Below are 25,443 nucleotides of genomic sequence, written 5' to 3' on the forward strand. Positions count from 1 at the left end.
TGGCCGCACCAACCAGCAACTGCAAACGCTCAAAGAACCCCTTGCCAACGGAGAGCCGTCCATACACGGCCCCTCGCCATTCCGCCAAACACCTGCCCGCCCCGCGCGGGGGCGGCGACTTTTCATTCTATGCAAAGCAAACGATTGGCATAGACGCGTCGCGGCCGGTCTAAGAGAATAGCTAGACAAAGACTAGGCCGGCGCTGTAGTTCGCATCCAAGACGAGAGCGTCGCGAGCGGTCCGTGCCAAGGCTACAGACAAATTCCTGTCGTTAGCAGCGTCCGTAACCCTTCACATGAGCAGATCTTCGGGCTGAAATACGAAACCGGACCTTCAATTGCTGACGATGCCCCACATCGTCGGTTTTGGCCGCCATTCGAGAGCGGTACTGCAAGTCGTACGGCGTGAGTTGATGCCGTTCTGGTCGAACGCCTTCTTCCTGATGGCCACCATCATGTGTTTCGCTACAGTCCGATTGTAGCGAAGATGTGCTCGATGATCGTGCGCAGCCGGTCTGCGTCGAGTGCTCTACTGGAGTATAGCTTCCTCGCGACAACGCCTCTCTCGGCGGCAAAATATGCACCCTCTGACAAGTTTTCGGATGTGAAGCTAATGACAGCCTAATTTTAAGATTTTATCATCGTAAATAACCAAGTAATACTGACACGTAGTGAACTCGGGACAAGCAGTAAAAGTGATAACGTCAGTGAGCTCAAATATCCCGGAAGGCTCTGGTGGAGACTGCTGCTGTGAGGCTTTTTTTGTTGACCATTGCCGGGGTAATTGCGTGCGCCACATTTTCGGCAAGTGCGCAGGAATCATTGCGATTTAGCACATCCCCGAAGCACTCCCAAAGTAACTATGCTGATAACAAGGCCGTTGCGGAGCTTGAAGCGCTGGCGAAGGGCGGCAACAGCCATGCGTTGCTGGAGCTTGCAGAATCTTATCGCAAGGGAGGGCGGGGGATTGAACCCGACCCGGTCCGCGCCCGAGGTTATTTTGACCAGGCAATCGCGGCGGGAAATGTCAATGCGGCCCAGCGTCTAGGTTCAATATTGGTGAAGGGGGACGGCCTTGCGGCGGACCCAGCGGCCGGCTTGAAATTGCTGGAGGGCGCCGCGGAGAAGGATCACCTTTGGGCGCTGTATGATCTTGGTGAGATTTATCGCCGGGGTCTCGGCGGGTTGCGGCCTGATCCACAGAAGGCGGAGAGCTATCTCACGCGGGCAAAAGACGCCGGCAACACAAGTGCCGGGCTGGTGCTTGCCGCCGCACAGCTTAAAGGAGACGGCGTTGTTTCCAATCCTCACAAGGCTGTTGCGGAGCTTGAAGCGCTGGCGAAGGGCGGCAACAGCCATGCGTTGCTGGAGCTTGCAGAATCTTATCGCAAGGGAGGGCGGGGGATTGAACCCGACCCGGTCCGCGCCCGAGGTTATTTTGACCAGGCAATCGCGGCGGGAAATGTCAATGCGGCCCAGCGTCTAGGTTCAATATTGGTGAAGGGGGACGGCCTTGCGGCGGATCCAGCGGCCGGTTTGAAATTGCTGGAGGGCGCCGCGGAGAAGGATCACCTTTGGGCGCTGTATGATCTTGGTGAGATTTATCGCCGGGGTCTCGGCGGGTTGCGGCCTGATCCACAGAAGGCGGAGAGCTATCTCACGCGGGCAAAAGACGCCGGCAACACAAGTGCCGGGCTGGTGCTTGCCGCCGCACAGCTTAAAGGAGACGGCGTTGTTTCCGATCCTCACAAGGCTGTTGCGGAGCTTGAAGCGCTGGCGAAGGGCGGCAACAGCCATGCGTTGCTGGAGCTTGCAGAATCTTATCGCAAGGGAGGGCGGGGGATTGAACCCGACCCGGTCCGCGCCCGAGGTTATTTTGACCAGGCAATCGCGGCGGGAAATGTCAATGCGGCCCAGCGTCTAGGTTCAATATTGGTGAAAGGGGACGGCCTTGCGGCGGACCCAGCGGCCGGCTTGAAATTGCTGGAGGGCGCTGCGGAGAAGGATCACCTTTGGGCGCTGTATGATCTTGGTGATCTGTACGCAAGAGGATACCCTCCTGTTCGTCGAAATAGGCCCTTGGGAAAAAAACTGTTGGCGCTCGCCGCATCGAGAGGGTTGTCTCAATCCTATGTAAGGATGGCCCAAGCAGAACTTCGGGGCGAGTTCGGCAGGATTAGCATCTCTCGCGCCATGAATTTTCTAAAAACAGCCGAACTGGCAGGGAATAAGCATGCGGTAGTCGCCAGGGCCGATGCTTATCTGAACCCGCCCCGAGGCGCAAAGGCGAATCCACAGCGTGCAATACGCATTTTGCGTGATGCCGCCGGAAACGGCAACGAGGCTGCCGCTCGTTCATTGATTGACGTTCGCCGGCGTGGCAGGGGGCGAATGCTGAAATCCAATCTGAACGAAGCCCGTCGCGAATTTGAGAAATATCGCGACATTCTGGGTGCATCAGCTCGTCACGAGGAGTTTTTGTTAAAGGCTGCCTCGACCAGGCGGCAATATGCAGCATTGAGTAAAGAGTATTTTAAGTTCGAGGATCGCGAGCGTTTGATGGGTGATCTGTTTGCCACCAACGTCAATGCTGCATTGTATATCGTCCAATCAAAGTTGCGCAGCAAGGATATGTACAAGGGGCGATTAAATGGAGTTGCTACATCAAATTCGATTCGAGCGATATTGTTGGCCTGCAAAGGCATCAAAGGCAGTAGCAGTTGCGGCCCCTATCCGATTTCGTCAAAAGCTTTTTTGCTTATCGACCGTTATTATTAGTGGATTGATTCCAACGTTTTGGAACCGGCGGTTCGGGCGGCGATGATGTGATCGGGGGGTTGGCTTTCCCACGGCATGGGCCGGCGGATCGACATACAAGCCAACGATGGTCGTCAGCTTCTCGGCGAAGGCCGGGTCGTTGGAGAGCTTGAAGTGCCGCCAGCCATGCGGGGCTGAGCCCGTGGGCCTTCCAGATACCCTGCACCGTCGAAGCTGCAATGCCGGCGACCTTGGCCATCGCGGAACGAGATCCACTTCCACGGAGCGCCATCTCGGCGGCACGCGAATGATTTTCAACCTCATACAATGGGAATAGTGTCGCAGTATTGGGAAGATCGATTGCAAGGTTCGCGGCTCACGGAGTCCAGCTAGAGACATGACACGTGCCCAGCAGGCCGGCCTGATCATCGGCTTATGTCTAGTAGCGGTGCTCACGATCTTGCGCGGAACCGATCCACAGTCGTTGAGGCTTGTCCGCGAGGCAACACTCGATTTTTATCAGCGATGGGCGCCGAGGTCATTCGAGAACATGCCCGTCAGGGTTGTCGACATAGACGAGGCCTCCTTGCGTCAATTCGGGCAATGGCCTTGGCCGAGGGACCGCTTGGCCACCTTGGTAGGCAAGCTATCGGAGATGGGCGCCTCCGCTATCGCGTTTGACATTCTTTTCGCTGAGCCCGATCGCCTCTCTCCGCGCAATGTTGTTCGTGACGTGCCCGGCATTGATCCGGGGCTGCTTCGTCAACTACCTGATAACGATGAGATTTTCGCCCGATCGATCGCCGGAAAGCCAGTCGTCCTGGGCTTTGGACTTTCCAATGAAGGCCGGTATCTGCCAGGCGTCAAAGCAGGCATTGCATTTACGGGCGAAAGTCCGATAGCCGCCGCTCCTCACATCAAAGCAGCAACGCCGTTACGTCCGGAGCTTGAGGCCGCCGCCGCCGGCATCGGGCACATCAGCCTCAACCCCGGCAGCCGATCCGCCGTTGTGCGCGCTGTCCCGCTATTCTTAAGCGATGGCGAGCAACTCTACCCCAACCTCGCGCTCGAGGCGCTGCGTGTTGCGCAAGGTGCGTCGACCTATTTGTTGCAAGGCGCCCCCGATGCGCTGAACACGATCACGTCGATAAAGATCGGCGACTTTGTCGTGCCAACGACTGCGGCTGGCGAACTTTGGCTCTATGTCAGCCCGGATACCGCGAAAAGGTACATCTCTGCTAAGGAGGTCCTGGCGTCAGGTGGTGCATCCGCTGAGGTGAGAGCCGCCCTCGAAGGAAGCATTGTCTTTGTCGGAACATCGGCGGCGGGCCTTCAGGACATCCGTACCACAGCCTTGGGGGAAAACGTTCCGGGCGTTTCGCTGCACGCGCAGACGATAGAGCAGATACTGTCCAGCCGGTTTTTGGCTCGCCCCGACTGGGCCGACGGGCTCGAGATACTGTCTATTGCGATTATGGGAGCCCTACTTGTGGTGCTGACCATTTTCGTCAGTCCGGTAATAGCTCTGGTAGCCGGCCTGGTGATTACAGCGCTCGTCCTCGTCGCGTCGTGGCTTGCGTTTTCCGTTGCGGGGCTTCTTTTGGATCCGTTGGCTCCGGTAGCCGCGGGAACGATCACGCATTTCGCCGCGACCTCGTTCCGCTTTCTCGTTACCGACCGTGAGCGCCGGGCTATCCGACGGGCGTTCGGCCAATATCTTTCGCCTTCGCTTCTGTATCGCATTGAGCATACGCGCAACGCCCTTCGTCTCGGCGGAGACGACCGTGAACTTACAGTGATGTTTGTCGATGTGCGAAACTTCACGGAAATAAGCGAGCGTCTGCCGCCGACGGCCGTGGTCGCATTCCTCAATACTCTTCTTGACGCGCTAAGCCGTCATGTCACCGCGAGCGAAGGCACTCTCGACAAGTATATTGGAGATTCGATCATGGCGTTCTGGAACGCTCCGCTCGATGTCGACGATCATTGCCGCAAAGCAGTCCGAGCAGCGTTGGCCATGCGAGAAACTATGGCCCATCTCAACGATGCAGACGCCTTTGGCTTCGGACCCGAGCAGAAGGTCGGCATTGGAATCGGGATACACACCGGAATTGCTTGCGTCGGGAATATGGGCGCCGAAGCCCGTTTCAATTATTCGGCTGTCGGCGATGCCGTAAACATTGCTTCGCGAATTGAGTCAGCCTGCAAAGCGGTCAGCTTCGACATTCTCGTGTCTGAGAACACGGCAAAAGCACTGTCCGATTACGCCTTGCTCGATGCGGGGGCCTTGGCGTTACGCGGGAAAAGTAGCCGAACCAATGTCTACGCAGTCGTTGGCGATGAGCGGGTCGCCGCATCGGCGGAGTTCGCCGACCTGCAGCTTATTCATGGACGGCTCCTCGAGGCCTTGCGTTTGCGGCCGGGAACCAGCCGGAAAATTGCCGCCGTCGCAAGATTGAAGGCGGCGCGGCTGGCGACTGGTTTGCAGGAATTTTACGACCGGATACCGCGCAGGTCGGATCACTTTCTCATTGAACCGGCCGGCAGGAACCAGTTAGCCGAATAACCGATCAGGAGCGCTATCCCCGACTGACGGTCAACACGGCAAAAGTGCAGGCTTTCGCGACCATCATCGATGGTGGCGGACCCTTTACGTCAAAGGATCAATCGCGGCTCTTGCCGCCCTTCCCGCCTTTGCCGCCCTTGCCCTTGCCACCACCGCCCGGCGTCCCGTCCTGGTCCGTATTGTCCCGGCCGGCTTTTCCCCTGCCGGGATTCGAGGAATCGAAGCCATCGTCATCGTTTCCGTGGCCGTTGTTCCCTTTGCCCTTCCCCGATTTGCCAGGCTTGTCGGGCTTATCGGGCTTGCCGGGCTTGTCAGGTTTGTTGGGTGGATTCGGGCGGTCAGGATTCGGAGCCGGTGGCTGGCTGATGCTCCTTTGCGCCTTGGGTTCGCTCAGAGACGCCATCGAAAGGCCGCAGCTGCCGCTGCCTGTCTGAAATCCGCCCGAAAGCCGCTGGTCGCCGGATAGGAATGGCAACGCGCGTGCGCTGCCAAGCGTCCTGAGCATGCCGGGGTTGACCCGTCGGGGATCGCTCACCCCGCCGGACCGCGTGGCAATCACGCAGTCGCATCGCCGCGTAAGTTGCCGGCAGCCGTTGCTGCCACAGAAACGGGCGGCGCCACTCAACAGTACGACTGCCGTTGTCCCGTTTGCTGCAACATAGACGTCGAAAGCAGTGCCCCGAACTCCAATCGTTCCGGCAGGCGTCACGATTTCGTAAGCCGAGGAACTAGAATTTCCGCTGATCCAGCGGAAGGTTCCCTTCGCGGCTTTGATCGTCAGCTTTTTCACTGACTTTGTGTCATCGAAAACGAATTTGTCGATGACGACGGATGAACCCCATCCCACCGCCAATTTCGTGCCGTCGCGAAATACAAACTGTCCAAGCCCGCTGCTGGACGTTCGAATTCGCTCGTCCCTGTGGACCGGCGCCTTGACGGTCAAAGGCCCGTTCGCGCCCGTCACGGCGGTCTTGATCAGAACAGCTTGCCCGACCTGCTCCGCTGCAAAAGTCGGTGAGGCAGTAGTCAGCACAATCCCGAGCGTCGCGATTGCAACCCGATGCAAGGACAGCATTGCAGCCCCTTAATTACTACCACGGTGTCGAAACTGCGAGAATTGAAGGTAATTAAAAGCGCTATGCAACTTGCGATGGCATGAAGATTAAGCATGCACACAAAAATACCGGAAACGGGCAATAAAATTTGCGTCGCCAGAACCGCTAGCCTGACGAGTTATCAAGCTATACAGGTAATCATTATTTCTATTAGCTGTCAATAATACTTCGTTAACCACAGACGTGCGAAAGCCAACTTGGGGTTAACACAGGACCTTCAGCCTGGCGGTCGAAGCGTTCGAGTGGCATTCAACGGGTGAATTGGGTGAGAATCGGACGCCCATGTCCGCACGAAAGCCGCGGACGGAACGCAGCCATTTCACACGATGGCGCGGCCAGGCGAATCCGATGCTAGAACCTTTGAAAGCTTTCCGGCCATCGGGTCAGGGAACTATGCCCCCGGCGGCCTAAGCGACATTCGCAAAAGACCTCGGACCGTCAGGCCGGCCGGCTTCGTACGCATCGCGCACGGCATCGTCGGTGCGCGCCCGCTCAGCGGCGTCGAGCGCAGCGATCTCTTCGAGGTCGGCGGTCCTGGCGAGCGCAAAGGTCAGGCTGCCGGTACCGCAGCCGACGTCGAGAATCTTTTCGCCGTCGGTAACTCCCGCGAAGTTGATGAGCAGGGGTGCGAGCTTTCGGCTCCAGTGGCCCATGAGCTGCTCATAGCCGGCCGCATCGTGGACGTTGAAGCTTGAGGTCATCGATATCTCCATACGCTGGGCGGATGCTAGACATCGACAGGGTACCTGCCAAGCGCGAGATGCTGGTTCTGCTGGTCGCCCTTGAGCCTCACACCACGGTCGCCGCAAAAAGGCCGCCTGAGAGCGTGGGGCTGCCAGGCGGCGGTGCCGCTACCGGCGCGAGGGGATGCGGGGGCTGGCGGCAACCTAAAAATAGCACAGGGCTATCGGAGATGGAACGCGAGTGCTGCCCTGAGTGTGAGATATGTATTCCGGGACAAATTACTGGACACGAAGCTAACGACAATTTCGGCATGGTAAGTAGATGTTGTAACGTGGCTTGGCGGGGGTGGCACAGGCAAGCTTAAATGTCGGCTTGCCTGTGCCATCAAGCTAGCATCTTCAATGCCCCCGCCTCGTGCTAAGGGGGTGGCCATTGAGTAAGCGTGACAAGGGCGGTCGGCTGGAATTCGTTCCTCCGCAAATCCCTACATTGGTCGAGCAGCCGCCCGAAGGGGATGGATGGGTTCACGAGGCCAAATTCAACGGCTACCGGACGCAGATCATCGTCGATCGAGGCGGCGTGCGTCTCTACACCAAGAACGGCTATGACTGCACCGCAATATACTGGCCCATCGGGCTTGCGGCCGAGATGCTGCCATGCAGGGTTGCCATTCTCGACGGCGAGGTCATTGTAACCGACCAACGGGGCGCCCCCGATTTCAACGCACTGTCCGTAACCATTGGAAATGAGCCGAGCCGGTTGGCTTTCGTCGCATTTGACCTCCTCCATCTCGACGGCCGCAACCTATGCCCGTTGCCCCTGATCGAGCGCAAGCAGGCGCTGCGGCAACTGGTTGGGCCTGGCGTCGGCAAGATCCAGTTCAGCGAGCATTTCGAGGGTGATGCGTCGGCGATCTTTCGCGCGGTGGAAACGATGGGGCTTGAGAGCATCGTCTCGAAGCGCGCCGACAGCCGCTATCAGAGCGGACAGTCCAACACATGGCTGAAGACCAAATATTTTGAAGAAGCAGATTTCGAATTGCTAGGCGTCGTTCGCGAGTCGGGCACGGCGCCAATGGCTCTGATGGCCACGCATGACGGCGAAAGGCGGTATGTCGGCAATGCGGTGATCGCCTTGAACGAGTCAGTCCGGGATCGGCTCTGGCAGCGGATCAAGAAGATGGCGGGGCCGCCGCCGAAGGGACTCGAGAAACCCGGTGCGCAATGGGTGAAACCGGGGCTCGTCGGCCGCGTCCGTTTTCTCAAGGGCGAAGGACCGCTGCGGCATGCGACGCTGAAGGATGTACGACGGGAAGACTAATCAGCCCGGCAGATGACTTCGCTGAATGGTGATCATGCGCAATGACCAAGGAGCCGGACCCACTCGTTGAGAAGCTTCGCGCGATGGCTCGCATTCCAAAAAATTTACGAAGCAGGAACTGAGTGCTGCGGCCGATAGGATCAACCGCGACGCCGAGACGATGGTGCACGTGCGGTCTGTGTTCGAGCGTGCCTTAATTCACATCAACAAAGCTCCAGATGCAAAGAGCCGAGGATAGCAAAGGTTGACATATTTGGCGCTGAACCATTTACGGACGAGATCTAGTACGCTGGCGTTCTCGAAGTGCAGCGGCAAAGGCGATGCCAAAGGGACGTGCAGAGGGATGATAGATCCGCCCTGCAAATCAACTCACTGCATGGCGCCGCTGCGATTGAACGTCCGGAGATGATCGAGCGTGTACGAGTCATCGACCGGTCACCCCAACTGCCGATGATTGCGAGGAGTTCGTCTGGAGCGTGGAGTTTCGACAGAACGAAGTAGATTTCGTTCAGGATTGCTCGTCTGCCTTTGAGCTTTTGGATTCCCGCTCCAGCATGCCGCGATCGTTGCCGCGGCGCTCGATCAAGCGCTTCGCCTGCGCCGGCGAAGCGATGCGGATCGTCGTGGGAAGGAATCATGAAGCCGGGCGACTTCGCCGGGAGAGACTGGAATGGATTGCGCAGCTGCTGGGCACACGCTTGGTAGCGACTGGAACTCCATTCGGATTCAGCCGGATTTCTTTCGGAGCCCACGCCGGGCCACGATGGCCGTTATGAGGGCCGACGCCGCGCGAGCGCTCGCATTCGCAAACCGTTTCGCTGCGTTTCGAAACGTGTTCCAGAGTCACGGAAATGACAGGAACTCGCCGCGATCACAGCCACAATTCAACGTAACCGCTCAATTTCATTCAGGCCTCATTTCCGGTGAGGTCTGGTTAACCAGCGAATCTGGAATTTGATTCTCGCGCCTCAAAGGGTCCTGATCTCTAAAAAGCTAACGGTTTTTTTATGAGGTCCTACGTCGGGTTCTGAGACGCTCCCCAGTAACTGTCGGGGTGAACAAGAGGCCTCCCCTGCCTCTCGGCGGGAGTGGTTGCGATTCGCAATGCCAGGAGCGAATGCGTAGTGAAAAGTTTGGAAAATCTCGCGATTTCATCGGTCGAATGGACAGGCGGTCCGACATCCATTGGTGACGACAAATTTCTTTTTGATCCCTTTGACGCGGGAAAGCCGGAAGATAGAATTGTTGCGGCGTCGAAAGCGGAAGACGGGAACGATGGGAGGCTCGGTTTTTCAGCTGACGGTCAGGCTGGTTTTGCGAGGGCGCTTGATCATTCCGAGAGCGAGTGGGGTGCGGCACGGTTCACCGACAATGCGGTGAAACTGACCGCGGCGCCCGAGAGCCTCTCACACAAAGGGCTCGGCGGCGGCGAGTCGTACCAATTGTCTCGTTTGAATGGCCTGGCCTCGCCTTCAGGCCCGAATGCACCCGATGGAGCATTCGGGAACGATGGCCTCCCTTCGGATGATCTGTTCACTGCTGCATTGGGGAGCACTGCCGCAGCAAGCATGCCGGATCTGATCGAGTATACATCCAAGATCGGGATAGGCACCTGGGATTTCGATCGTCATGGAACTGCTCTTCAGGACGTCGAAAATTTCAACTTTGGCTGGTATTATAATTGGAAGGCCGATCCACTCTGGAGTGCTGATGCGAGCGCGGCTCGGGGCACCGAGTTTGTTCCCATGATCTGGGGCAGGCAGGAAGCGACAGCCGAAACGTTCGCGCGTATCGCTAAATCCGCCGCAGATACGCTCCTGGGCTTTAACGAACCGAACAAATCGACCCAGGCCAACATGACCGTTCAGCAGGCGATCGATCTCTGGCCGCAGCTGATGGCGACAGGCAAGAGGCTTGGATCGCCGGCGACGACAACCGGACAGACGTTGGGCGAAGACTCCTGGCTGGGCCGCTTCATGGAAGAGGCCTCGGAACGGAACCACCGCGTCGACTTCATCGCCGTGCACTACTATTCAGCCAATCCGGACGTGGGCGCATTCAGGGCCTTCCTTGAAGCTGTACACGACCAATATCAAAAGCCGATCTGGGTGACGGAATGGGCGCTTGTGGACTGGCTCGATCCCGACAAATTTTCTTCGCAGCAGATCGCCGCCTTTGCCCGCGACGCTGCTGAAATGCTCGACGATCTCGCTTTCGTGGAGCGGCATGCATGGTTTGCCGCTTACTCGGACCACATCAACACGGAAGTGATCGACGAACAGCGGAATCTGACCGCCGTTGGGGACACTTTTGTCAATCTAACCCATTCCAGTGACGATACCTTGTCGGGCGGTTCGGGCAACGACGTTCTTTATGGCCGTTCGGGCAATGACACGCTCTTCGGTAGTGCCGGCGCCGACGTACTCGACGGTGGCGACGGGTCCGATGTACTGCATGGCGGCACCGACAACGACACTCTCCGGGGCGGTTCGGGCGACGATGTCCTCATTGGCGACGCCGGCGCCGACAGTCTCAATGGGGGCGGCGGCAATGATCGGATCTACGTCGACCATATCGGCGACAAAATCGTCGAAGGCGCAGGCGGCGGGTACGACCGGGTACTAACCTCGGTCAGCTACGCGCTTACCGCAGGCGCACAGGTCGAGCTCTTCACAACCACCAGCGCCGTCGGGACGGGCTCCATCAACCTCACCGGCAATGCCTTTGCCCAGCGGATTGTCGGCAATGCCGGCGCCAATGTCATCAATGGCGGCGGCGGCGCCGACCTGATGCAGGGGCTCGGCGGCAACGACACCTACTATGTCGACAATGCCAGGGACAGCATCAACGAAGGCGCCAGTGGCGGGTACGACCGGGTGCTGACTTCGGTCAGCTACGCGCTTACCGCAGGCGCATATGTCGAGCTCTTCACCACCACCAACGCCGCCGGCACGGCTGCGATCAACCTCACCGGCAACGCCTTCAACCAGCAGATCATTGGTAACGCCGGCGCCAATGTGGTCAAGGGCGGATCCGGCAACGATACCATCAAGGGTTACGCCGGCAGCGATCGGCTCTATGGTGAAGACGGCAACGATACATTGATAGGAGGTGTGGGCGCCGACTATTTGAGCGGCGGGACCAGTGCAGACACCGTCTCATACGCCGATGCCGCCGCCAGGGTGCTCGCAAGCCTTACCAACCCCGCCGTCAACAATGGTGAAGCGGCTGGTGACACCTATAATTCGATCGAGAACCTCATTGAGCTCGAGATTCAACGACGCTTTGTATGGGAACAGCGCCGGGAACGTCATCAATGGCGGAGCTGGGAACGACTATCTCAGAGGCTATCTCGGCAACGACACACTCACAGGCTGTGCCGGCAACGATGTCTTTGTGTTCAACACTGTGCCAAATAGCGCGACGAATTTCGATAGGATTACCGATTTCTCGGTATATGCCGACACGAACTGGCTCGATGACGCCATCTTCGCGGCCTTGGGCGCGCCTGGCGTTTTGGCGGCGGGTGCGTTTCGTATAGGGGCTGCTGCTGCAGATGCTTCCGACAGAATCGTCTACAATTCCGTTACAGGAGGACTGGACTATGATGCCGACGGCACTGGCGGAACAGGTGCGATCCGCTTCGCTACGCTGGACGCCGGCTTGGCACTGACCAGCGCGGACTTTTTTGTGATCTGATGGCGGCACCTATTCCTGCCGCGATTAGTTCTTGCTCAGAGCGGTACGCTGCTCCTCCAGCTTGGCGGTGACATGATCTCCATCTTTGAGCTTGCTGGACGCGTCCGTTGCGGTCGACGCCGGACCTTTGAATACGTACCAGTCGCCGTCGGGCTCGCTCCGTTGGAGTATGACGGTCCCGTTCTTGCGGTGAGCGAAGCATGAGCGTTTCGGCTTCGAACCGCCACGGTAATGCCATACCGCCTTGAAGCAAACCTTGCCGCCTTCTTCAGGGATGTACCACCGCCCTTCGGCATAGGTAGGCGAATCCTCGGAGCCGCCCCAAGCTAGAAATCGTCTTTCATTGGCGGAGAAGTAGCCCGCACCGCTCTTCCAGAGCCAGGATTTGTTATGATAGATGGTGAACAGCTCGTAGACCGACACCGGTTCCGCGGACTCTGCAAGCGTCTTTGCATCATCGACTGCGTGTGCGGCCGGTACGCTCAACCCCGCCGCGACAATTGCCGCAGCCGCCGCTTTGAAGATACACATTTACTACCTCCCGATACGCTGTCTCGCGATGCCGAGACCCTTCAGCCGATGCGCCGCTTCAGTTTGAAACTACCTGCTGGGTAACTCGCCAGTCAGGCAGTCCGTAACCATCCGGCCACGGATAGACTTCCTTCTGGTTGAAATAAACGTTGGCCGTGAGGTTGGGAAAAGCCGGATCCGACTGTTTCACAGCTTGATCCCAGCTCTGCACGTAGGCCGTGTCGCCGACATAGCCCAATTCCGCGACAACGATGGGTTTGCCGTAAGCGGCCGCCCGATCGTATCCGGGCTTGAGGATTTCAGCGAATGTACGGTCGCGACCGAATTTGTCATTGTCCCATTTCTGCAGGCCGAAAACCGACAGCCCGATGCTGTCGGCATAGGTGTCGCCGGGATAGTAGCTCGTCATCGTCTTTTCCCCTTTCGGGGACCACATGTACGTGACGCGAGGCGCTTCGTTTCTGCAGAGGTCGACCATCCGCCGGTAGGCCTGGATGTATGCATCGGGATTCCAGCGGGACCAGGTGAATTGGCCCGAAGGATCATCCATTTCGTGTCCCCAGCGCACGGTTACCGGGCTATTCAATTCATTCAGGATCTTGCAGATGGCGATCATGTTCTGGTCGTAGTAGCCACTGAGGATGCGGGACTGCAGTTGCGTGGGAGTCACCCTCCAATCCGGCGACCACGTCCACGGCTCAACGGTCACGAGAAGGACACGACCACGGCTCCTGGCGTAGGCATCGGCTTCGTAGATCGTCGAAAGCTCGACGTCTTCCCAAGGCAGGAACAGATGTTCTATGTCGACATCCGTCCTACTGCTGAAGACTCCGTCGGGATCGTACACGCCGAATTTCACCGGATCTCCCGGTGCGGCGAAGCTGTCAGTAAATTGAAGAGCCCCGACCGAAAGGACCAATGCAGCAATCGCTCCCGCGGGGAGTAAGGATTGATAGGTGATCAGGGTGTTTTTCATTGTAGTAACTCCGGTTGAAGGCACGTCCCTCGTCACGTGTTTAGGTTTTTAGGATTCCAAACCCGGCCGCTCCGTTTTGTGTGTGACCCCGTTTACGGCTCTGTCCCTCGCATCTGTGACGAGGGGCGCCTGCACGCCATTCAGGGTTATTTTCTTCCGGCCGTTGGTCGGCCGCTTCAAAACAGGGCCATTGAAGGTGCTGTTTCGGCTGGCATAGCCGACCGTGGTCAGCTCGAAGCCGTTTCGTTCCACGGTTTGCCGATCGTAAATATTCCGGAGGTCGATCATGACAGGCCTCCGCATGACGATTCTCAACTTGGCAAAATCCAGCTTCTTCAGGCTGTCCCAGTCGGTCACAAGCACAGCGGCGTCGGCGTCGCGCGCGCAAAGATAAGGATCGTCGCAGAATTCAACGTCAGCGAGGGCCGCGCCTGCGTTCCGCATACCTTGAGGATCATGGGCTCGAATCGTCGCGCCGGCGCGCTGCAGCGCTTCTATGAGGGGAAGCGAAGGGGACTCCCTTATATCATCCGTATTGGGTTTGAACGTGAGGCCAAGGATGGCGACCGTTCGCCCCTCCACGGATCCACCGACGGCTTTGATAACTTTTGAGGCCAGCCGGCGTTTTCGGGCCTCGTTGACGCCGACAGTTCCCTCGACGATCCGAAGAGAGACACCGTGGTCTTGTGCGGTTCTCAGTAGCGCAAGCGTATCTTTTGGAAAGCACGAACCACCATAGCCAGGTCCAGGGCTGAGGAAACCCGGGCCAATCCTGTGATCAAGGCCGACCCCAAGCGCCATGTCGCGGATGTCGGCGTCGAGTTTCTCGCAAAGATCGGCCATTTCGTTGATGAACGAAATTTTGACCGCCAAGAACGCGTTGGCAGCATACTTTATGAGTTCCGCCGTGCGGCGCGTGGCCATGACGAGCGGAATTTGCGCCGCCACCAATGGCTTGTAGAGATTGAGCATCACCCGCCGCGCATGCGCGCTGTCGGTGCCGACGACCACCCGGCTAGGCGCCTGAAAATCGGCAATCGCGGATCCTTCACGAAGGAATTCCGGGTTCGACACAACCGGAATCGAACGGCCGGGCCAGCGCCGGGAGATGATACGTTGTATTGCGTCGCCCGTGCCGACCGGCACCGTCGATCTCGTTATGACGATTGTCTGGTCGGCGACGACATCGGCGATTTCCTTCGCCGCGGCGTAAACAAAGCTGAGATCGGCTTCACCGCTGCCGAACCGGCTGGGTGTGCCCACTGCGATGCAAACAGCATCCTTGTCGTTCAATGCCGACCGAAGGTCGGTAGTGAAGTCGAGGCGTCCTTGCCGGACGTTTTCCTTGATCAAGCCCTCGAGACCTGGCTCATAGATAGGAATCTTGCCGGCCTGAAGCCGGCGAATTTTGTCGGCGTCATTGTCAACGCATGTGACGCTATGCCCCCAATTCGCATAGCACGCTCCCGAAACGAGCCCGACATATCCCGAGCCGATAATAGCAATCTTCATTGCCTGTCTCCCACTTGCCGCCGGACCCCCAAACCAAAGAATGGAGCGGCCGTCTCCACGATTGTATCGATGTCCGAAAGTTCTGCAGTGAAGCCGAGCTTATCTCGCGCCAGCGTTGGGTCCGCATATAGCGCGGGCGGATCGCCGGCCCTCCTGGGGCCAATCAGGATGGGTATCGAGCGCTCGGTCGTGCGGGCAACGGAATCGACGATCTCACGGATCGAGATGCCGGTTCCCGTTCCGATGTTGACCGCAATGTTCTCACCGCCCTGCGTAAGATGCTCCACCGCCAATAAATGAGCGTGGGCCAAATCATTGACGTGGATGTAGTCCCGTACGCAGGTTCCATCAGGCGTTTCGTAGTCGTCGCCGAAAACGGCCAACTGATCCAGCCGGCCCGCCGCCGCCATCAGCGCCCGAGGTATGAGATGCGTCTCCGGCCTGTGCCATTCCCCGATCTCGCCGTCTGGATCGGCCCCGCAAGCGTTAAAATATCGTAGAATGACGTGGCGCAGCCCGTAGGCCTGCGCATAGTCTCTCAACATCATTTCGCCGATCAGTTTTGTCCGGCCATAAGGATTTATGGGATTCTGGGGTGAATCCTCCTTGATAGGAAGACGATCTGGAACCCCATAAGTCGCGCAGCTGCTTGAAAACACGATGGAACTGAGGTTCATCATCAAGCAGGCGTCTAACAGGGAGAACATCCCGGAAACATTGTTTTTGTAATATTTCGCGGGTGTTACGACCGATTCGTCGACATAGGCCGATGCGGCAAAATGGATAACCGCGTCCGGCGTGTATCTGGAAATGGTGCTGGCGAGCAGATCGGTATCGAGAAGTTCCCCCTGCACGAAGGGACCCCATTTCACGGATTCGATATTGCCTGTGCTCAAATTATCATAGACGACCGGCTCCATCCCATAGGACGCCAACATCTTGCAGGTATGGCTGCCGATGAAGCCGGCGCCGCCCGTCACGAGGATTCTTCGCCGTTTCATTCTGCCGCCTCCCTCGTTTCAGGTGCGGTGCGCAGAAGAAGATCATCAAAGTAGCCGATCGTTTTGATCAGCCCCTCTTTCAGCCCGATTTTGGGCTTCCAGGACAGGAGTTCGGCAGCGTGTGTGATGTCTGGTTTACGCTGCCGCGGATCATCCTCAGGGAGGGGGAAGTGGGCGATCCGAGAACGTGAACCGGTCAATTGAATGACCTGTTCGGCAAGTTCCAGGATGGTAAATTCTCCGGGGTTGCCGAGATTTACCGGCCCCTGGACGCGATCCGCTGCAGCCATAAGCCTGATCAGGCCATCTATCAGGTCATCGACAAAGCAGAATGACCGGGTCTGATGTCCGCTGCCGTAAACGGTTATATCCCAGCCGCGCAGCGCCTGGACGATGATATTCGAGACGACGCGTCCGTCGTCGGCTTGCATCCGGGGCCCGTAGGTATTGAATATCCGGCAGATCGTGTTCGTCAGGCCGTAGGCGCGACGATAGTCGGCAAACAACGTTTCCGCGCACCTCTTGCCCTCGTCGTAACACGATCGGGGACCGACCGGATTGACGTTGCCGTGGTAGCTCTCCGGCTGAGGATGCGCATCAGGATCGCCATAGATCTCGGAGGTCGACGCCTGCAATACTTTCGCGCCCTTGGCCAGGGCAAAGTCCAGAACATTCAAGGCGCCCAAAACGCAGGTCTTGGTCGTGTGGATGGGATCCGCCTGGTATGTCCGTGGAGAGGCCGGGCAAGCCAGATTGTAGATCTGGTCAACCGCGCCATCATAAACAAGCGGATCCACAACATCCTGGTCGATTGCCAGAAACCGTTCACACTCCAGGCTGGCGATGTTTTCGCGCCGCCCGGATGAATAATTGTCAACCGAGATGACACGGTTTCCCTCGGCCAACAGGCGCTCGCATAAATGCGAGCCCAGGAAGCCGGCTCCGCCGGTTACCATTATGGACTTTGAAGTTACGGATGCCTGGCTCGAACCGTGACTATCCCATTCGCCGCCGGAAGGTACTCGATTCTGTGTCACCGCTTTAACTCGCCCCACTCGCCACGGAACGTGTTGCGTTCTTGACACAGCGCTGTTGGCCTGCCGCAACCCATCCCTTACAAATTTATCTGAAGATAGTATTTCTCCAAATAATAGCAGCGTCAACCGCTTTTTAAGAGATTGGTTACCATAAAGAACTATAAATCGTTTTCAAGTTACTTACACCTACAGGTATATAACCATCGATATATATCAAAAGGTCTAGGAAACGAGATTTTAGAATGCCCCAATAGCCAAACATTTCCCGATAGATCAGGATCTGCCGGTGCCGACGCGAAGGAAGGGTTAACGGGAGGGGTCGGAAGCAATCGGTGAGTTGACCCTGAAAATCGGGCCAATGATGCAATCGCCGTCTGCCAATACCAAAAAAATGATCGGAGATGCGTGACAGCAAACCGGGTGGCTTGCGGGGGGCAATCGGGCCGTTGCAAATGCCGGTACGTGCGCGCCTCGAGTCACGCCTGCGGAAAAGAAACCGTCGAAATCGGATTTCCATGGATCAACGCCCGCGGGAATTGTCCAGCGGGCGTCAACTGAATCTGGCGATTTTGAACTGGACGTCGTCTAGAGAGCCAAATCCTGGATCTTACCGCTGCGCAGGCTGCACTTCGATTTCTGGCCGAATCCGCTGGGAGAGCAGATATACGTAGCATTGCCGAAATAGGCCGTCTGCACTGCCTTCATAGGCCTCACGTCTTCTGCCGGCGAGTTGAGTTCTGCGGTCGAGGCGAGCCGATGTTTTTTCGGTGCTTTGTTCGGGTTCAGCGCCCCGTAGCCGACTTCGGTCGTGCCGGGTTTTGCGGAAGCCATGCTGATCGCATCCGGTAGCGTGCTGCTGCAGCCGGAAGCGGTAAGAGCACCGATTAAGATAACTGCACTGAAGTACCGTCTGCCATGCAGTAGGCGGATGTTCATATGGACAACTCCTTAGGTTGTGGAGAATCGAAACGCAGCCACCGGCGCGGCGGGACACTATCGGAACTAGATCGATTGCCCAATACTCTCGCAGTAACAAATTGTGGACGCGTAAAATTTAAAAAGAGTGAACGCGAGATGAGTACGACTTGGCGTTGAGCGGCACGATCTTGCTGCAATTGGCAGGATGATCATGAGAAGCGAACCAGTTCGCCGACGAGACGGTTCAGTGAGGCGACGCACCTGTTCGCGCAGCACAGGGGCACAGACGGCTACTGGCTGCCGCGGCGCTGCTCGCTGGTCTGCATCGCCGGAAGCAAGTAGTCACCCTCTGGTTCCAAGGCAAGTTTGCGGCTAGGGTCGCCTTAGCGCGTGGGGCAACTTGATCGCGCGTGGGACAATTGCGATGCGTCTAAATCCAGGCGTTGGTAACCTGCTGAAGCACCATCTCTCCGGAGTATGGCATGGTTGTTGAACGGCGCGGCCTCCGAATGGACCCATGGCTGGGCGCGATCCTGATCATCGCCGCTTTGGCCCGTATGGAAGATCTGACCCAGCCGCTTGTTGATGCCTTCAGCTGGCGAGAGTCCAGTACCGCGATGATGGCAGACAACTTCCAGACGCGAAGCTGGAACGTCCTCTATCCGGAAGTCAGCTGGACAGGTCCGGGCCCAAGCTATCAAGGTCGTGAATTTCAAATTGTCTCATATCTGGCGGCCCTGCTGTATCAGATCTTTGGCTGGCATGATTGGTTTGGCCGGCTGATTGGCGCTGCTTTTGGCACCCTGACCGTGTTCTTTCTTTACAAACTCACGGAACGCGTATGGGGCATTTGGGACGCTCGCGCGGCAGCATTCGTGCTCTCGATTCTTCCTGGTGCGGTATTCATTGACAGATCGTATCTTCCAGATCCGGCTATGTTGACGTTAATTACTGCCGGAGTTTGGCTATTTTGTAAGTATGCTGACAGCAAGAGGCTGATTTGGCTGATATTTTCCTGCGTATCGTTAACACTTGGGGTTTTAGCGAAGTTACCAGGGATCGCCATAGCTATTCCCCTTATTTATGTGCTTGTGGAAAGAATATCATCAAAACCTCCTGGTATCAGACTTAATAATGTTATGGCTGTGGCATTTTTTGGATTGGTATCTCTGGCGGGAGTATTTGCATATTATGCGTGGGCGATATACATCGGAAAAAACTACCCGCCATATCACGTTGCCGGCAGCGGGTATCTCTGGAGTGACGGTTTACCATATTACGTTAGCCGCTGGTTCTTGATTCCAGAACTGTTTAGTTTGACGACGCTCTGGTACATGACCTTTCCTTTTCTCGTGCTGTCCGCGATTGGCTTGATGCATGGTCCACCGAGGCTGCAGGAACAAGCGCCTACAACCGGACGCTGGTTGTTTCATGCATGGTTGTTTGGCGCGTTCCTGGTATTTCTTTTCGCAGCGCGCGAGATTGTTACGAACCCATGGAATTTGCATGTGTTTAGCGTGCCGCTGGCAGCGTTTGCGGGTCGAGGTCTGATAGTCGCGACGGGTTTACAGGATCCCGATCTAACCAAATTCAAAGCAATGGCCCGCATTGGCGTGGCAGCCCTGTTCCTGCTTCTGCTGGGTAGCCGGCCGGCGCTGGATTACCTTAAAACTCCTTATGCCTACGCAGGCTATGAATTGGGTACTGAACTAAGTGCGCTAACCAAGCCCGGGGAACTGATCATAGCAGTCTCAAGCACAGTGGGAGACCCGGTGGCTATTTACTACAGCAGGAGACGCGGGTGGGTGTTTCCACCTGGCGGGGGACAAAGCGATTGGTCTGTATTCATCGATGACAGCGAAGCGATCGAAAAGTTGCGGGAGTTACGCTCGCAGGGTGCGAAGTGGTTTGGTGTGACTCGGAATGCAAAAGATTCTAAAGGGAGAAAATTTTTCGATCATCACAAGGGCCTGAAGGCATTCCTCGAAAAGAACTCGACACAGGTCAAAGAGAGTAAGAACTATGTGATTTACGAGCTGAAATAGGTGATGAGCTCTACCAACACAACTTTAAGCGATTGCGTGCAGCATATGCAGTCTGAAAATTAGTTCCGAAAGCCTGCTCTTCTGCCAGAACTGGCGGCTCATCGAGTGTCGGGGCGACTGGCGGAATCTGCGCGCCATTTGGTCTCGCTGAGCGTGGCGATGCCGCCGAAGATGATGGCGCCACAAAGCGTTACCGCGTAGAGCGCCATAGCACTAACGACCGCGCTTTCCCACGGCACGCCGGTCCGGGTGACGGCCAGAACCCATGCTGCCTGAGAGGGACCAAGCCCGGCGATGCCGTTGACGGGGAGTGCGAAGGCGAGATTGCTTGCGGCCGCCCCAAGTAGTGCAACAGCAGGGCTGATCCCATCGGTGACCGCATTGGCGCACAGCATCGCCAGCACTGCGAAAGTCAGCCAGATGGCGTAGCTTAGCGCCAGTGCCAGCAACCGCACCGATTTTTTATGCGGCTCGGTGAATCCAGGCGCGAGTCTTCCCGCTATCCCAGCAAGGAATGGAGACTTCAGAGCCCCCTTTCCATGACGCCCGATGGCCAAAGTGAAAATCGCGGGAGCCATCACACAGGCAATGCTGCCGGCGGCAAGCAATAAATTCCCGCCGGCGTTTCCAGCTAGTCCCAGTGTAGCTGCTGCGGCTAGCAGAACTGCGGTGACGCTGGTCAGGTCAAGCAGGCGGGCCGCTAGCAGTATGCCAGTAGATCTGAGCAGTGGCTGGCCGAAGGCTCGACGCATCAGGATGGGATAACTCAGTTCACCAAGCCTGAAAGGTAGGGCAAAGTTGAAGAAGTTGAGCTGAAAAGCGATTCGGATGATCCTTCTGCCCGGCAAGCCAAGGGTGGCTGTGGTCATCACCGCGAAGCGCCACGCGCGCAGCCATTGGACGACGGCGCTCAACACAAAAGCGAAGCCGAGCGGCCGCCAGTCTGCGTTAACCAGTGCATCCTTTAGCGCAGCGAGCGTTTGCGGAGTGACGAGAAGCCAGACGACGGAGATCGTCATTGCCAGCGCAAGCGCCAGAATGGCAAGGCGGCGGATCATTCCCGAGCCAGGTAGTGACCGGCTTCCTGCGAGATCAGATCCTGTAATCTGGCGGGCGCCGAGGAACGGCTAATGATCAATTCAGCCAACATGCCGAAAAGCAGGAGCTGGACCCCAATCACGTCGATGATGGCGCTCAGTAGTAGGAGCGGCCGGTTGCCGACATCTGCTCCGGTGAAAAGCTTCAGACCTATCAGATAGGTCAGGAACAGACTGCCGATAGCGATGAGCAGGATCCCGATGCCGCCGAAGAGATGACTCGGCCGGTAGGCAAAACGCGTGATCATCATCACAGTCAGCAGATCGAGGAAGCCTCTTAGGTAACGCTGTATCCCGTATTTGGAGCGACCGAAGCGCCGGGGATGATGCCGAACGGTGATTTCTGCAATGCGGTACCCCAGCGCATACGCCAGCACCGGAACATAGCGGTGCAGTTCGCCATAAAGCTGGACCGTGTTGAAGATTTCGCGGCGATAGGCTTTGTACCCGCAGTTGAAGTCGTGCAACTGCACCCCACTGACCCATCTGGTGATCCGGTTGAATACCGCAGACGGGATAGTCTTCGATGGGGGGTCGTTGCGCTCCTTCTTCCAGCCCGACACCAAATCGTTTCCGGCTGCCATCATTTCGAGCATGCGCGGCAGTTCGTCTGGGTCATCTTGAAGATCCCCATCCATAGTGACGATGATTTCTCCAACAGCAACATCGATACCTGCCATCAAGGCGGTGGCCTTGCCAAAATTGCGCCTGAGCCGGAGGGCCCGAACTTCGCCGTACTGCTTGGCAAGTTTCTCCATCTCGTCCCATGTGCCGTCGGTGCTGCCGTCGTCGACAAGAATGATGTCGGATATGCCGAGGCCGTTTGAACTGGATACGGAAAGGATGCGCTCGACCAGAACGGGTAGCGAGGCTTCCTCATCCTTGACAGGTATCACCACGCTGATGACGCACGGCTGTTTCCCTTTTACCGGGAATTCGGCCCGCAGATTGACCAGGTTTTCGTTCATGACACGCTCACCTTTTGTAGGAATTTGGGTGTCGCGCCGTCAGGCTCGGGCCGTCGCCCCTTCAGGCTTGTTTGATACTCACCATCGAGGCTTTTGGCGTGCCGGCGAGCGGGCGGCATCCGGTCGAAGAACCGCTCGATCAGGACAATCAGCGCCTCGCGGTTCGCCACGTGAAATTTCGAATAAATATGATGCAGATGGATCTTCGCCGTCCCTTCGGTAATCGCCAGAATCCGGGCGATTTCCTTGCTGGGCAGGTTCCGCATCGCCAAGACTGCGATGTCCCGCTCCCTCTCGGTAAGGGATTCCCACAGCTCGATACCTCTTCTGCGGCGGTAAGTTTCTCGCGCTACGGCCGCATCAATGTTCTCGTCAGGAAACCAGGGTCTTCCGGCTGCTACTTCGTGGATGCAAGCCAGGAGCGTGTCGGCGGCTGCGCTCTTGAGAACAAGCCCGAAAGGCTGGCTGGCCATCACATCGAACATGTCGCTGTCGCTGAGATCCGCAGTCAATAGAATGACTCGTGTAGGCAACTGCTCGGAGTGCACGGCCTTCAGAAACTCCAGCCCGCTGAGACCAGGCAGGTTGAAATCGACAATTGCAATGTCCGGGGCCAGTTCCTTTGCGGTAACCAGTGCTGCCGACCCATCCTGGCAAATACTGACCAGCAGTATCTGTGAATCTTCCGCGAGCAAACCGGAAAGGCCGCGCAGCTCAAGCGGGTGGTTGTCGGCTACGATGACTGTGGCGCGGGTGTGTTGACCTTGTGTTTTAACGGCACCTCGGGGCATTTCGGCCCAATCGAGCGAATGCTGCATAGAGGTCATTTTTTTGTCACCCCCTGGAATTCCTTATGGCCACAGGCATAGAAGTATAAGTAACCATCAGGTTACAAGTTTGAAAACGTCTTCCATGCTTCAGCTATTTCACAGTTTACAGATTGTTAGACGCAGTCGCGAAGAATGTATCCCCTTGTGATATTCCCTCTGGTATATGAATAAGTCACAAGCCTAATGCTGTCGTTAGCGTTACATCCGGAAACTTGTCAGGGAATACATATTTCAAACGGCACGATTGCATCGTCTGACCGGCCGACTCGGACCTCAAGCTTCCCGCCAATTACATGCGCTACGCAGTGTCGGGACGTGCTCCGTTTATTGGGTGAAATCAGGTTCTTCGGGAAGCCATCTCGGGTTGAAGAATCTCCTTCGGAGACCCGCTCCGCCGACCCCAGCTCCCGCAACAGAGTATTTTTCATCGAACAGACTGATCCGACCGGCACCCCACGCGAGCGATTCGAGACCATCCAATCCCCGTTTGGCGGTCGCGATTCCGGGCAGCAGCAAAAGTGAAAGGAGACTTGCTGCTATCGCGGAGCGATAGGAGCGTCTCGGACTCCTGACCACGTTCTCACGGCCGTGCTGGACGACGATAACGAGGAACAGCAGTGCATACAGTGCTGCATTGAGAATGGCGAAGATATAGAAGCCGCGGGTCTCCCCTGCATCGTCAATAAGCAGGACCGGCAGCACGGAAGCGATCGACAGAACACCGTAGGGCGCGAGGACCCGCATTGGCAGTGGATCCACCTCCGAAGTTCCTTTCGGCGTAATGCGGAAGTCCACGAAAGAACCTGTGAGCCAGTCGCGCATGGCGGCCATCGTTCCTGCCAGAGCCCAAGGCCAGCGTGCGAAGAGGAACAAAATGCATTCCCAACTCAGGACCTTTGCGTCGAATGGCCTGAAAGAACCACTTGCCCGCCAGCGATAGGCCATCAATACCAGGACGATGGAAAGGGGCGCGAAATGCAGCAGAAAGCCGGGATAGGTGACGGCAACAAAGTTTTGTTGACGCACAAGCGCGACGATCGGCATTGCAAACATCAGTGCCATGAACAGCGCGAATAGCGGATACCAAAGTTGCGAAAACAAGAACTGGAATTTCAGCCTCCTCGGCAAGCGCGGGACAAATATCGGGGAGTACTTCAGGAGCAACATGACCAAGCTGCGCGACCACTGAAACTCCTGGGTAACAAGGTCGGCAAACGTATGCGGACCATCGCCGTGGGCAATCGCGTCAAGCGCATGGACGCCGCGCCACCCGTGAGCGTTCATCATTAACGTGGTCGAATGGTCTTCGGCGAGTTCTGGCCCAAGCCCGCCGATTTCTTTCAACGCAGCAGTGCGAACTGCGTAGTGTGATCCGATGCAGAGCGGCGCAAGACCTCCATTGTAGCCTGCCTGAAGCGACCCGTGCATACTTGCCTCGGCGTAGAGTCGCCCACGTGCGGACCAGCTTCCCGCTGCATTGCGGTCGCAAATGCTGGGCGCGGAGACGTAGCCTATTGTTGGATCGGCGAAGGGGCGCAGCATCTGGTAGAGATAATCGGGTTCGGGAACATGGTCGGCATCTAGCTGCGCGACGAAGTCGTATCGCTCATAGCCGTACTGATCGTAGAAGTAAGCGAGATTTCCTTCCTTGCAGCGCGTGCGCCGGGGCCACGTCGCTCGGTGATAGTCAGCTCTACCCTTGCGCGTCGAAACGAAAACGCCATGCTCCAGACACCAAAACAACGTTTCCAAAGAGGGATCTTCGTCGGCAAGCCATGTGTCATGCGGCACGTTCTGGGCGAGCATCGCTTCCAAGGTCACAGCCACGACGGAAAAGGGCTCGGAAGGCGCTTTCGTCACCACCATGGCCACGCGGCTTCCCGCAGAAAGGCGTAACGGCCCGTCCGGCCTGCGGCCCCGGTAGAATATGACCAGAAAATAAGCTGGTAGGAGCGTCACCCACGCCAGCACGATTGTGACGGTCAGAAACCCGAAAAAGCCGATGTAGTGTGCGGGTTCCAACCACCAGACCCAGAAATAGATGAGTGTCGCGAACCACACCAAGACCTCGGCCAGAAATTCAATGCGGCGGTAGCCGGTCAGAATGGGCGTCATCAGCGGTTTGGTTGGAAGTTGGTCGGCATCCGGCCTCAGTCCGCCTGTCGCGGGGGTCACGTCTGCGCCTCCGATCCGAAGAATGGCGCGACACTTCGCATTACGGAGTCGAGCCCGGAACGTTCGGGTGAAAAACAGAGTGTCTTACAAGCGGAGGCCGGATCGGTAGGGAAGTGCTGGGAGATCACAGGGAAGCCTCGTATGAAACTCAATCGGCGCCTATTCAGTAATTGCGGCGATAATTTAAAAGATTTTTCCGATCGAAGACGTCA

The 25,443-nt window shown here is 57.2% G+C and carries 17 protein-coding genes and 2 pseudogenes; 6 read left to right on the forward strand and 13 right to left on the reverse strand.

Features of this window, described 5'->3' with window-relative positions; translation table 11 throughout:
• Window positions 1–735: 735 nt before the first annotated feature.
• Window positions 736–2,778 carry a tetratricopeptide repeat protein gene (locus tag ACG873_RS25850; RefSeq protein ID WP_394888625.1) on the forward strand — a complete coding sequence of 681 codons (2,043 nt, stop codon included), beginning with the start codon at window positions 736–738 and terminating at the stop codon, window positions 2,776–2,778.
• A 69-nt stretch (window positions 2,779–2,847) separates the two neighbouring features.
• Here ACG873_RS25850 and ACG873_RS25855 read toward each other — a convergent pair.
• Window positions 2,848–3,019: pseudogene (locus tag ACG873_RS25855) on the reverse strand (IS630 family transposase); the annotation flags it as partial.
• A gap of 135 nt (window positions 3,020–3,154) precedes the next feature.
• On the opposite strand from ACG873_RS25855, the gene ACG873_RS25860 reads away from it, so the two are divergent.
• A complete protein-coding gene (locus ACG873_RS25860) occupies window positions 3,155–5,323 on the forward strand; it encodes a CHASE2 domain-containing protein (RefSeq protein ID WP_394888626.1) in 2,169 nt (722 codons plus the stop codon).
• A 97-nt stretch (window positions 5,324–5,420) separates the two neighbouring features.
• Here the strand turns inward: ACG873_RS25860 and ACG873_RS25865 are convergent, their stop codons facing one another.
• Both ACG873_RS25865 and ACG873_RS25870 read right to left on the reverse strand, forming a co-directional pair.
• On the reverse strand, window positions 5,421–6,398 hold the full coding sequence (locus ACG873_RS25865; RefSeq protein WP_394888627.1) for a FecR family protein: 978 nt from the start codon (window positions 6,396–6,398) through the stop codon (window positions 5,421–5,423).
• A 540-nt stretch (window positions 6,399–6,938) separates the two neighbouring features.
• Window positions 6,939–7,139, reverse strand: a pseudogene (locus ACG873_RS25870) (class I SAM-dependent methyltransferase); the annotation flags it as partial.
• 415 nt (window positions 7,140–7,554) lie between these two features.
• Here ACG873_RS25870 and ACG873_RS25875 point away from each other — a divergent pair.
• The 3 genes from ACG873_RS25875 to ACG873_RS25885 all read left to right on the forward strand — a co-directional run bounded on the left by ACG873_RS25875 (window position 7,555) and on the right by ACG873_RS25885 (window position 12,141).
• Window positions 7,555–8,442: an ATP-dependent DNA ligase gene (locus tag ACG873_RS25875; RefSeq protein ID WP_394888628.1), complete on the forward strand. Its 888-nt coding sequence runs from the start codon at window positions 7,555–7,557 to the stop codon at window positions 8,440–8,442.
• Between the two features lie 1,124 nt (window positions 8,443–9,566).
• Window positions 9,567–11,861: a glycosyl hydrolase gene (locus ACG873_RS25880; protein WP_394888629.1), complete on the forward strand. Its 2,295-nt coding sequence runs from the start codon at window positions 9,567–9,569 to the stop codon at window positions 11,859–11,861.
• Window positions 11,755–12,141: a hypothetical protein gene (locus tag ACG873_RS25885; protein ID WP_394893698.1), complete on the forward strand. Its 387-nt coding sequence runs from the start codon at window positions 11,755–11,757 to the stop codon at window positions 12,139–12,141. The genes ACG873_RS25880 and ACG873_RS25885 overlap by 107 nt, the downstream gene beginning before the upstream one ends.
• Window positions 12,142–12,165: 24 nt before the next feature.
• Here the strand turns inward: ACG873_RS25885 and ACG873_RS25890 are convergent, their stop codons facing one another.
• From ACG873_RS25890 to ACG873_RS25915, 6 genes are all read right to left on the reverse strand, one after another.
• Window positions 12,166–12,672, reverse strand: coding sequence for a DUF995 domain-containing protein (locus tag ACG873_RS25890; protein WP_394888630.1), 507 nt, complete (start codon window positions 12,670–12,672; stop codon window positions 12,166–12,168).
• Between the two features lie 58 nt (window positions 12,673–12,730).
• Window positions 12,731–13,648 (reverse strand): glycoside hydrolase family 26 protein, encoded by a 918-nt coding sequence (locus ACG873_RS25895; RefSeq protein WP_394888631.1) that lies wholly within the window; start codon window positions 13,646–13,648, stop codon window positions 12,731–12,733.
• 48 nt (window positions 13,649–13,696) lie between these two features.
• Window positions 13,697–15,160 (reverse strand): UDP-glucose dehydrogenase family protein, encoded by a 1,464-nt coding sequence (locus ACG873_RS25900; RefSeq protein ID WP_394888632.1) that lies wholly within the window; start codon window positions 15,158–15,160, stop codon window positions 13,697–13,699.
• Window positions 15,157–16,161 carry a UDP-glucose 4-epimerase GalE gene (gene galE, locus ACG873_RS25905; RefSeq protein ID WP_394888633.1) on the reverse strand — a complete coding sequence of 335 codons (1,005 nt, stop codon included), beginning with the start codon at window positions 16,159–16,161 and terminating at the stop codon, window positions 15,157–15,159. The genes ACG873_RS25900 and galE overlap by 4 nt, the downstream gene beginning before the upstream one ends.
• A complete protein-coding gene (locus tag ACG873_RS25910) occupies window positions 16,158–17,117 on the reverse strand; it encodes a UDP-glucuronic acid decarboxylase family protein (RefSeq protein ID WP_394888634.1) in 960 nt (319 codons plus the stop codon). The genes galE and ACG873_RS25910 overlap by 4 nt, the downstream gene beginning before the upstream one ends.
• Before the next feature lie 666 nt (window positions 17,118–17,783).
• Window positions 17,784–18,134 carry a hypothetical protein gene (locus ACG873_RS25915; RefSeq protein WP_394888635.1) on the reverse strand — a complete coding sequence of 117 codons (351 nt, stop codon included), beginning with the start codon at window positions 18,132–18,134 and terminating at the stop codon, window positions 17,784–17,786.
• 464 nt (window positions 18,135–18,598) lie between these two features.
• On the opposite strand from ACG873_RS25915, the gene ACG873_RS25920 reads away from it, so the two are divergent.
• Window positions 18,599–20,161, forward strand: coding sequence for an ArnT family glycosyltransferase (locus ACG873_RS25920; RefSeq protein ID WP_394888636.1), 1,563 nt, complete (start codon window positions 18,599–18,601; stop codon window positions 20,159–20,161).
• A gap of 98 nt (window positions 20,162–20,259) precedes the next feature.
• Here the strand turns inward: ACG873_RS25920 and ACG873_RS25925 are convergent, their stop codons facing one another.
• The 4 genes from ACG873_RS25925 to ACG873_RS25940 all read right to left on the reverse strand — a co-directional run bounded on the left by ACG873_RS25925 (window position 20,260) and on the right by ACG873_RS25940 (window position 25,171).
• On the reverse strand, window positions 20,260–21,219 hold the full coding sequence (locus tag ACG873_RS25925) for a lysylphosphatidylglycerol synthase transmembrane domain-containing protein (protein ID WP_394888637.1): 960 nt from the start codon (window positions 21,217–21,219) through the stop codon (window positions 20,260–20,262).
• The gene (locus tag ACG873_RS25930) at window positions 21,216–22,226 is read right to left on the reverse strand and encodes a glycosyltransferase family 2 protein (protein ID WP_394888638.1); all 1,011 of its coding nucleotides are present in this window, start codon (window positions 22,224–22,226) and stop codon (window positions 21,216–21,218) included. The genes ACG873_RS25925 and ACG873_RS25930 overlap by 4 nt, the downstream gene beginning before the upstream one ends.
• On the reverse strand, window positions 22,223–23,053 hold the full coding sequence (locus ACG873_RS25935; RefSeq protein WP_394888639.1) for a response regulator: 831 nt from the start codon (window positions 23,051–23,053) through the stop codon (window positions 22,223–22,225). The genes ACG873_RS25930 and ACG873_RS25935 overlap by 4 nt, the downstream gene beginning before the upstream one ends.
• Before the next feature lie 327 nt (window positions 23,054–23,380).
• Complete coding sequence (locus tag ACG873_RS25940; RefSeq protein WP_394893699.1) at window positions 23,381–25,171, reverse strand: glycosyltransferase family 2 protein; 1,791 nt, start codon at window positions 25,169–25,171, stop codon at window positions 23,381–23,383.
• Between the last annotated feature and the right edge of the window lie 272 nt (window positions 25,172–25,443).

Origin of the sequence: Allomesorhizobium aridi, from assembly GCF_043769475.1 — a bacterium.
In the GTDB taxonomy this organism is placed as follows: Bacteria; Pseudomonadota; Alphaproteobacteria; order Rhizobiales; family Rhizobiaceae; genus Allomesorhizobium.

Excerpts from the sequence above, each read along its gene's own strand:
- ACG873_RS25860 (WP_394888626.1), top strand. The coding sequence starts at position 3,155 with ATGACACGTGCCCAGCAGGCCGGCCTGATCATCGGCTTATGTCTAGTA.
- ACG873_RS25865 (WP_394888627.1), bottom strand. The coding sequence starts at position 6,398 with ATGCTGTCCTTGCATCGGGTTGCAATCGCGACGCTCGGGATTGTGCTG.
- ACG873_RS25890 (WP_394888630.1), bottom strand. The coding sequence starts at position 12,672 with ATGTGTATCTTCAAAGCGGCGGCTGCGGCAATTGTCGCGGCGGGGTTG.
- ACG873_RS25895 (WP_394888631.1), bottom strand. The coding sequence starts at position 13,648 with ATGAAAAACACCCTGATCACCTATCAATCCTTACTCCCCGCGGGAGCG.
- ACG873_RS25900 (WP_394888632.1), bottom strand. The coding sequence starts at position 15,160 with ATGAAGATTGCTATTATCGGCTCGGGATATGTCGGGCTCGTTTCGGGA.
- galE (WP_394888633.1), bottom strand. The coding sequence starts at position 16,161 with ATGAAACGGCGAAGAATCCTCGTGACGGGCGGCGCCGGCTTCATCGGC.
- ACG873_RS25910 (WP_394888634.1), bottom strand. The coding sequence starts at position 17,117 with ATGGTAACCGGCGGAGCCGGCTTCCTGGGCTCGCATTTATGCGAGCGC.
- ACG873_RS25915 (WP_394888635.1), bottom strand. The coding sequence starts at position 18,134 with ATGAACATCCGCCTACTGCATGGCAGACGGTACTTCAGTGCAGTTATC.
- ACG873_RS25920 (WP_394888636.1), top strand. The coding sequence starts at position 18,599 with ATGGTTGTTGAACGGCGCGGCCTCCGAATGGACCCATGGCTGGGCGCG.
- ACG873_RS25925 (WP_394888637.1), bottom strand. The coding sequence starts at position 21,219 with ATGATCCGCCGCCTTGCCATTCTGGCGCTTGCGCTGGCAATGACGATC.
- ACG873_RS25930 (WP_394888638.1), bottom strand. The coding sequence starts at position 22,226 with ATGAACGAAAACCTGGTCAATCTGCGGGCCGAATTCCCGGTAAAAGGG.
- ACG873_RS25935 (WP_394888639.1), bottom strand. The coding sequence starts at position 23,053 with ATGACCTCTATGCAGCATTCGCTCGATTGGGCCGAAATGCCCCGAGGT.
- ACG873_RS25940 (WP_394893699.1), bottom strand. The coding sequence starts at position 25,171 with ATGACGCCCATTCTGACCGGCTACCGCCGCATTGAATTTCTGGCCGAG.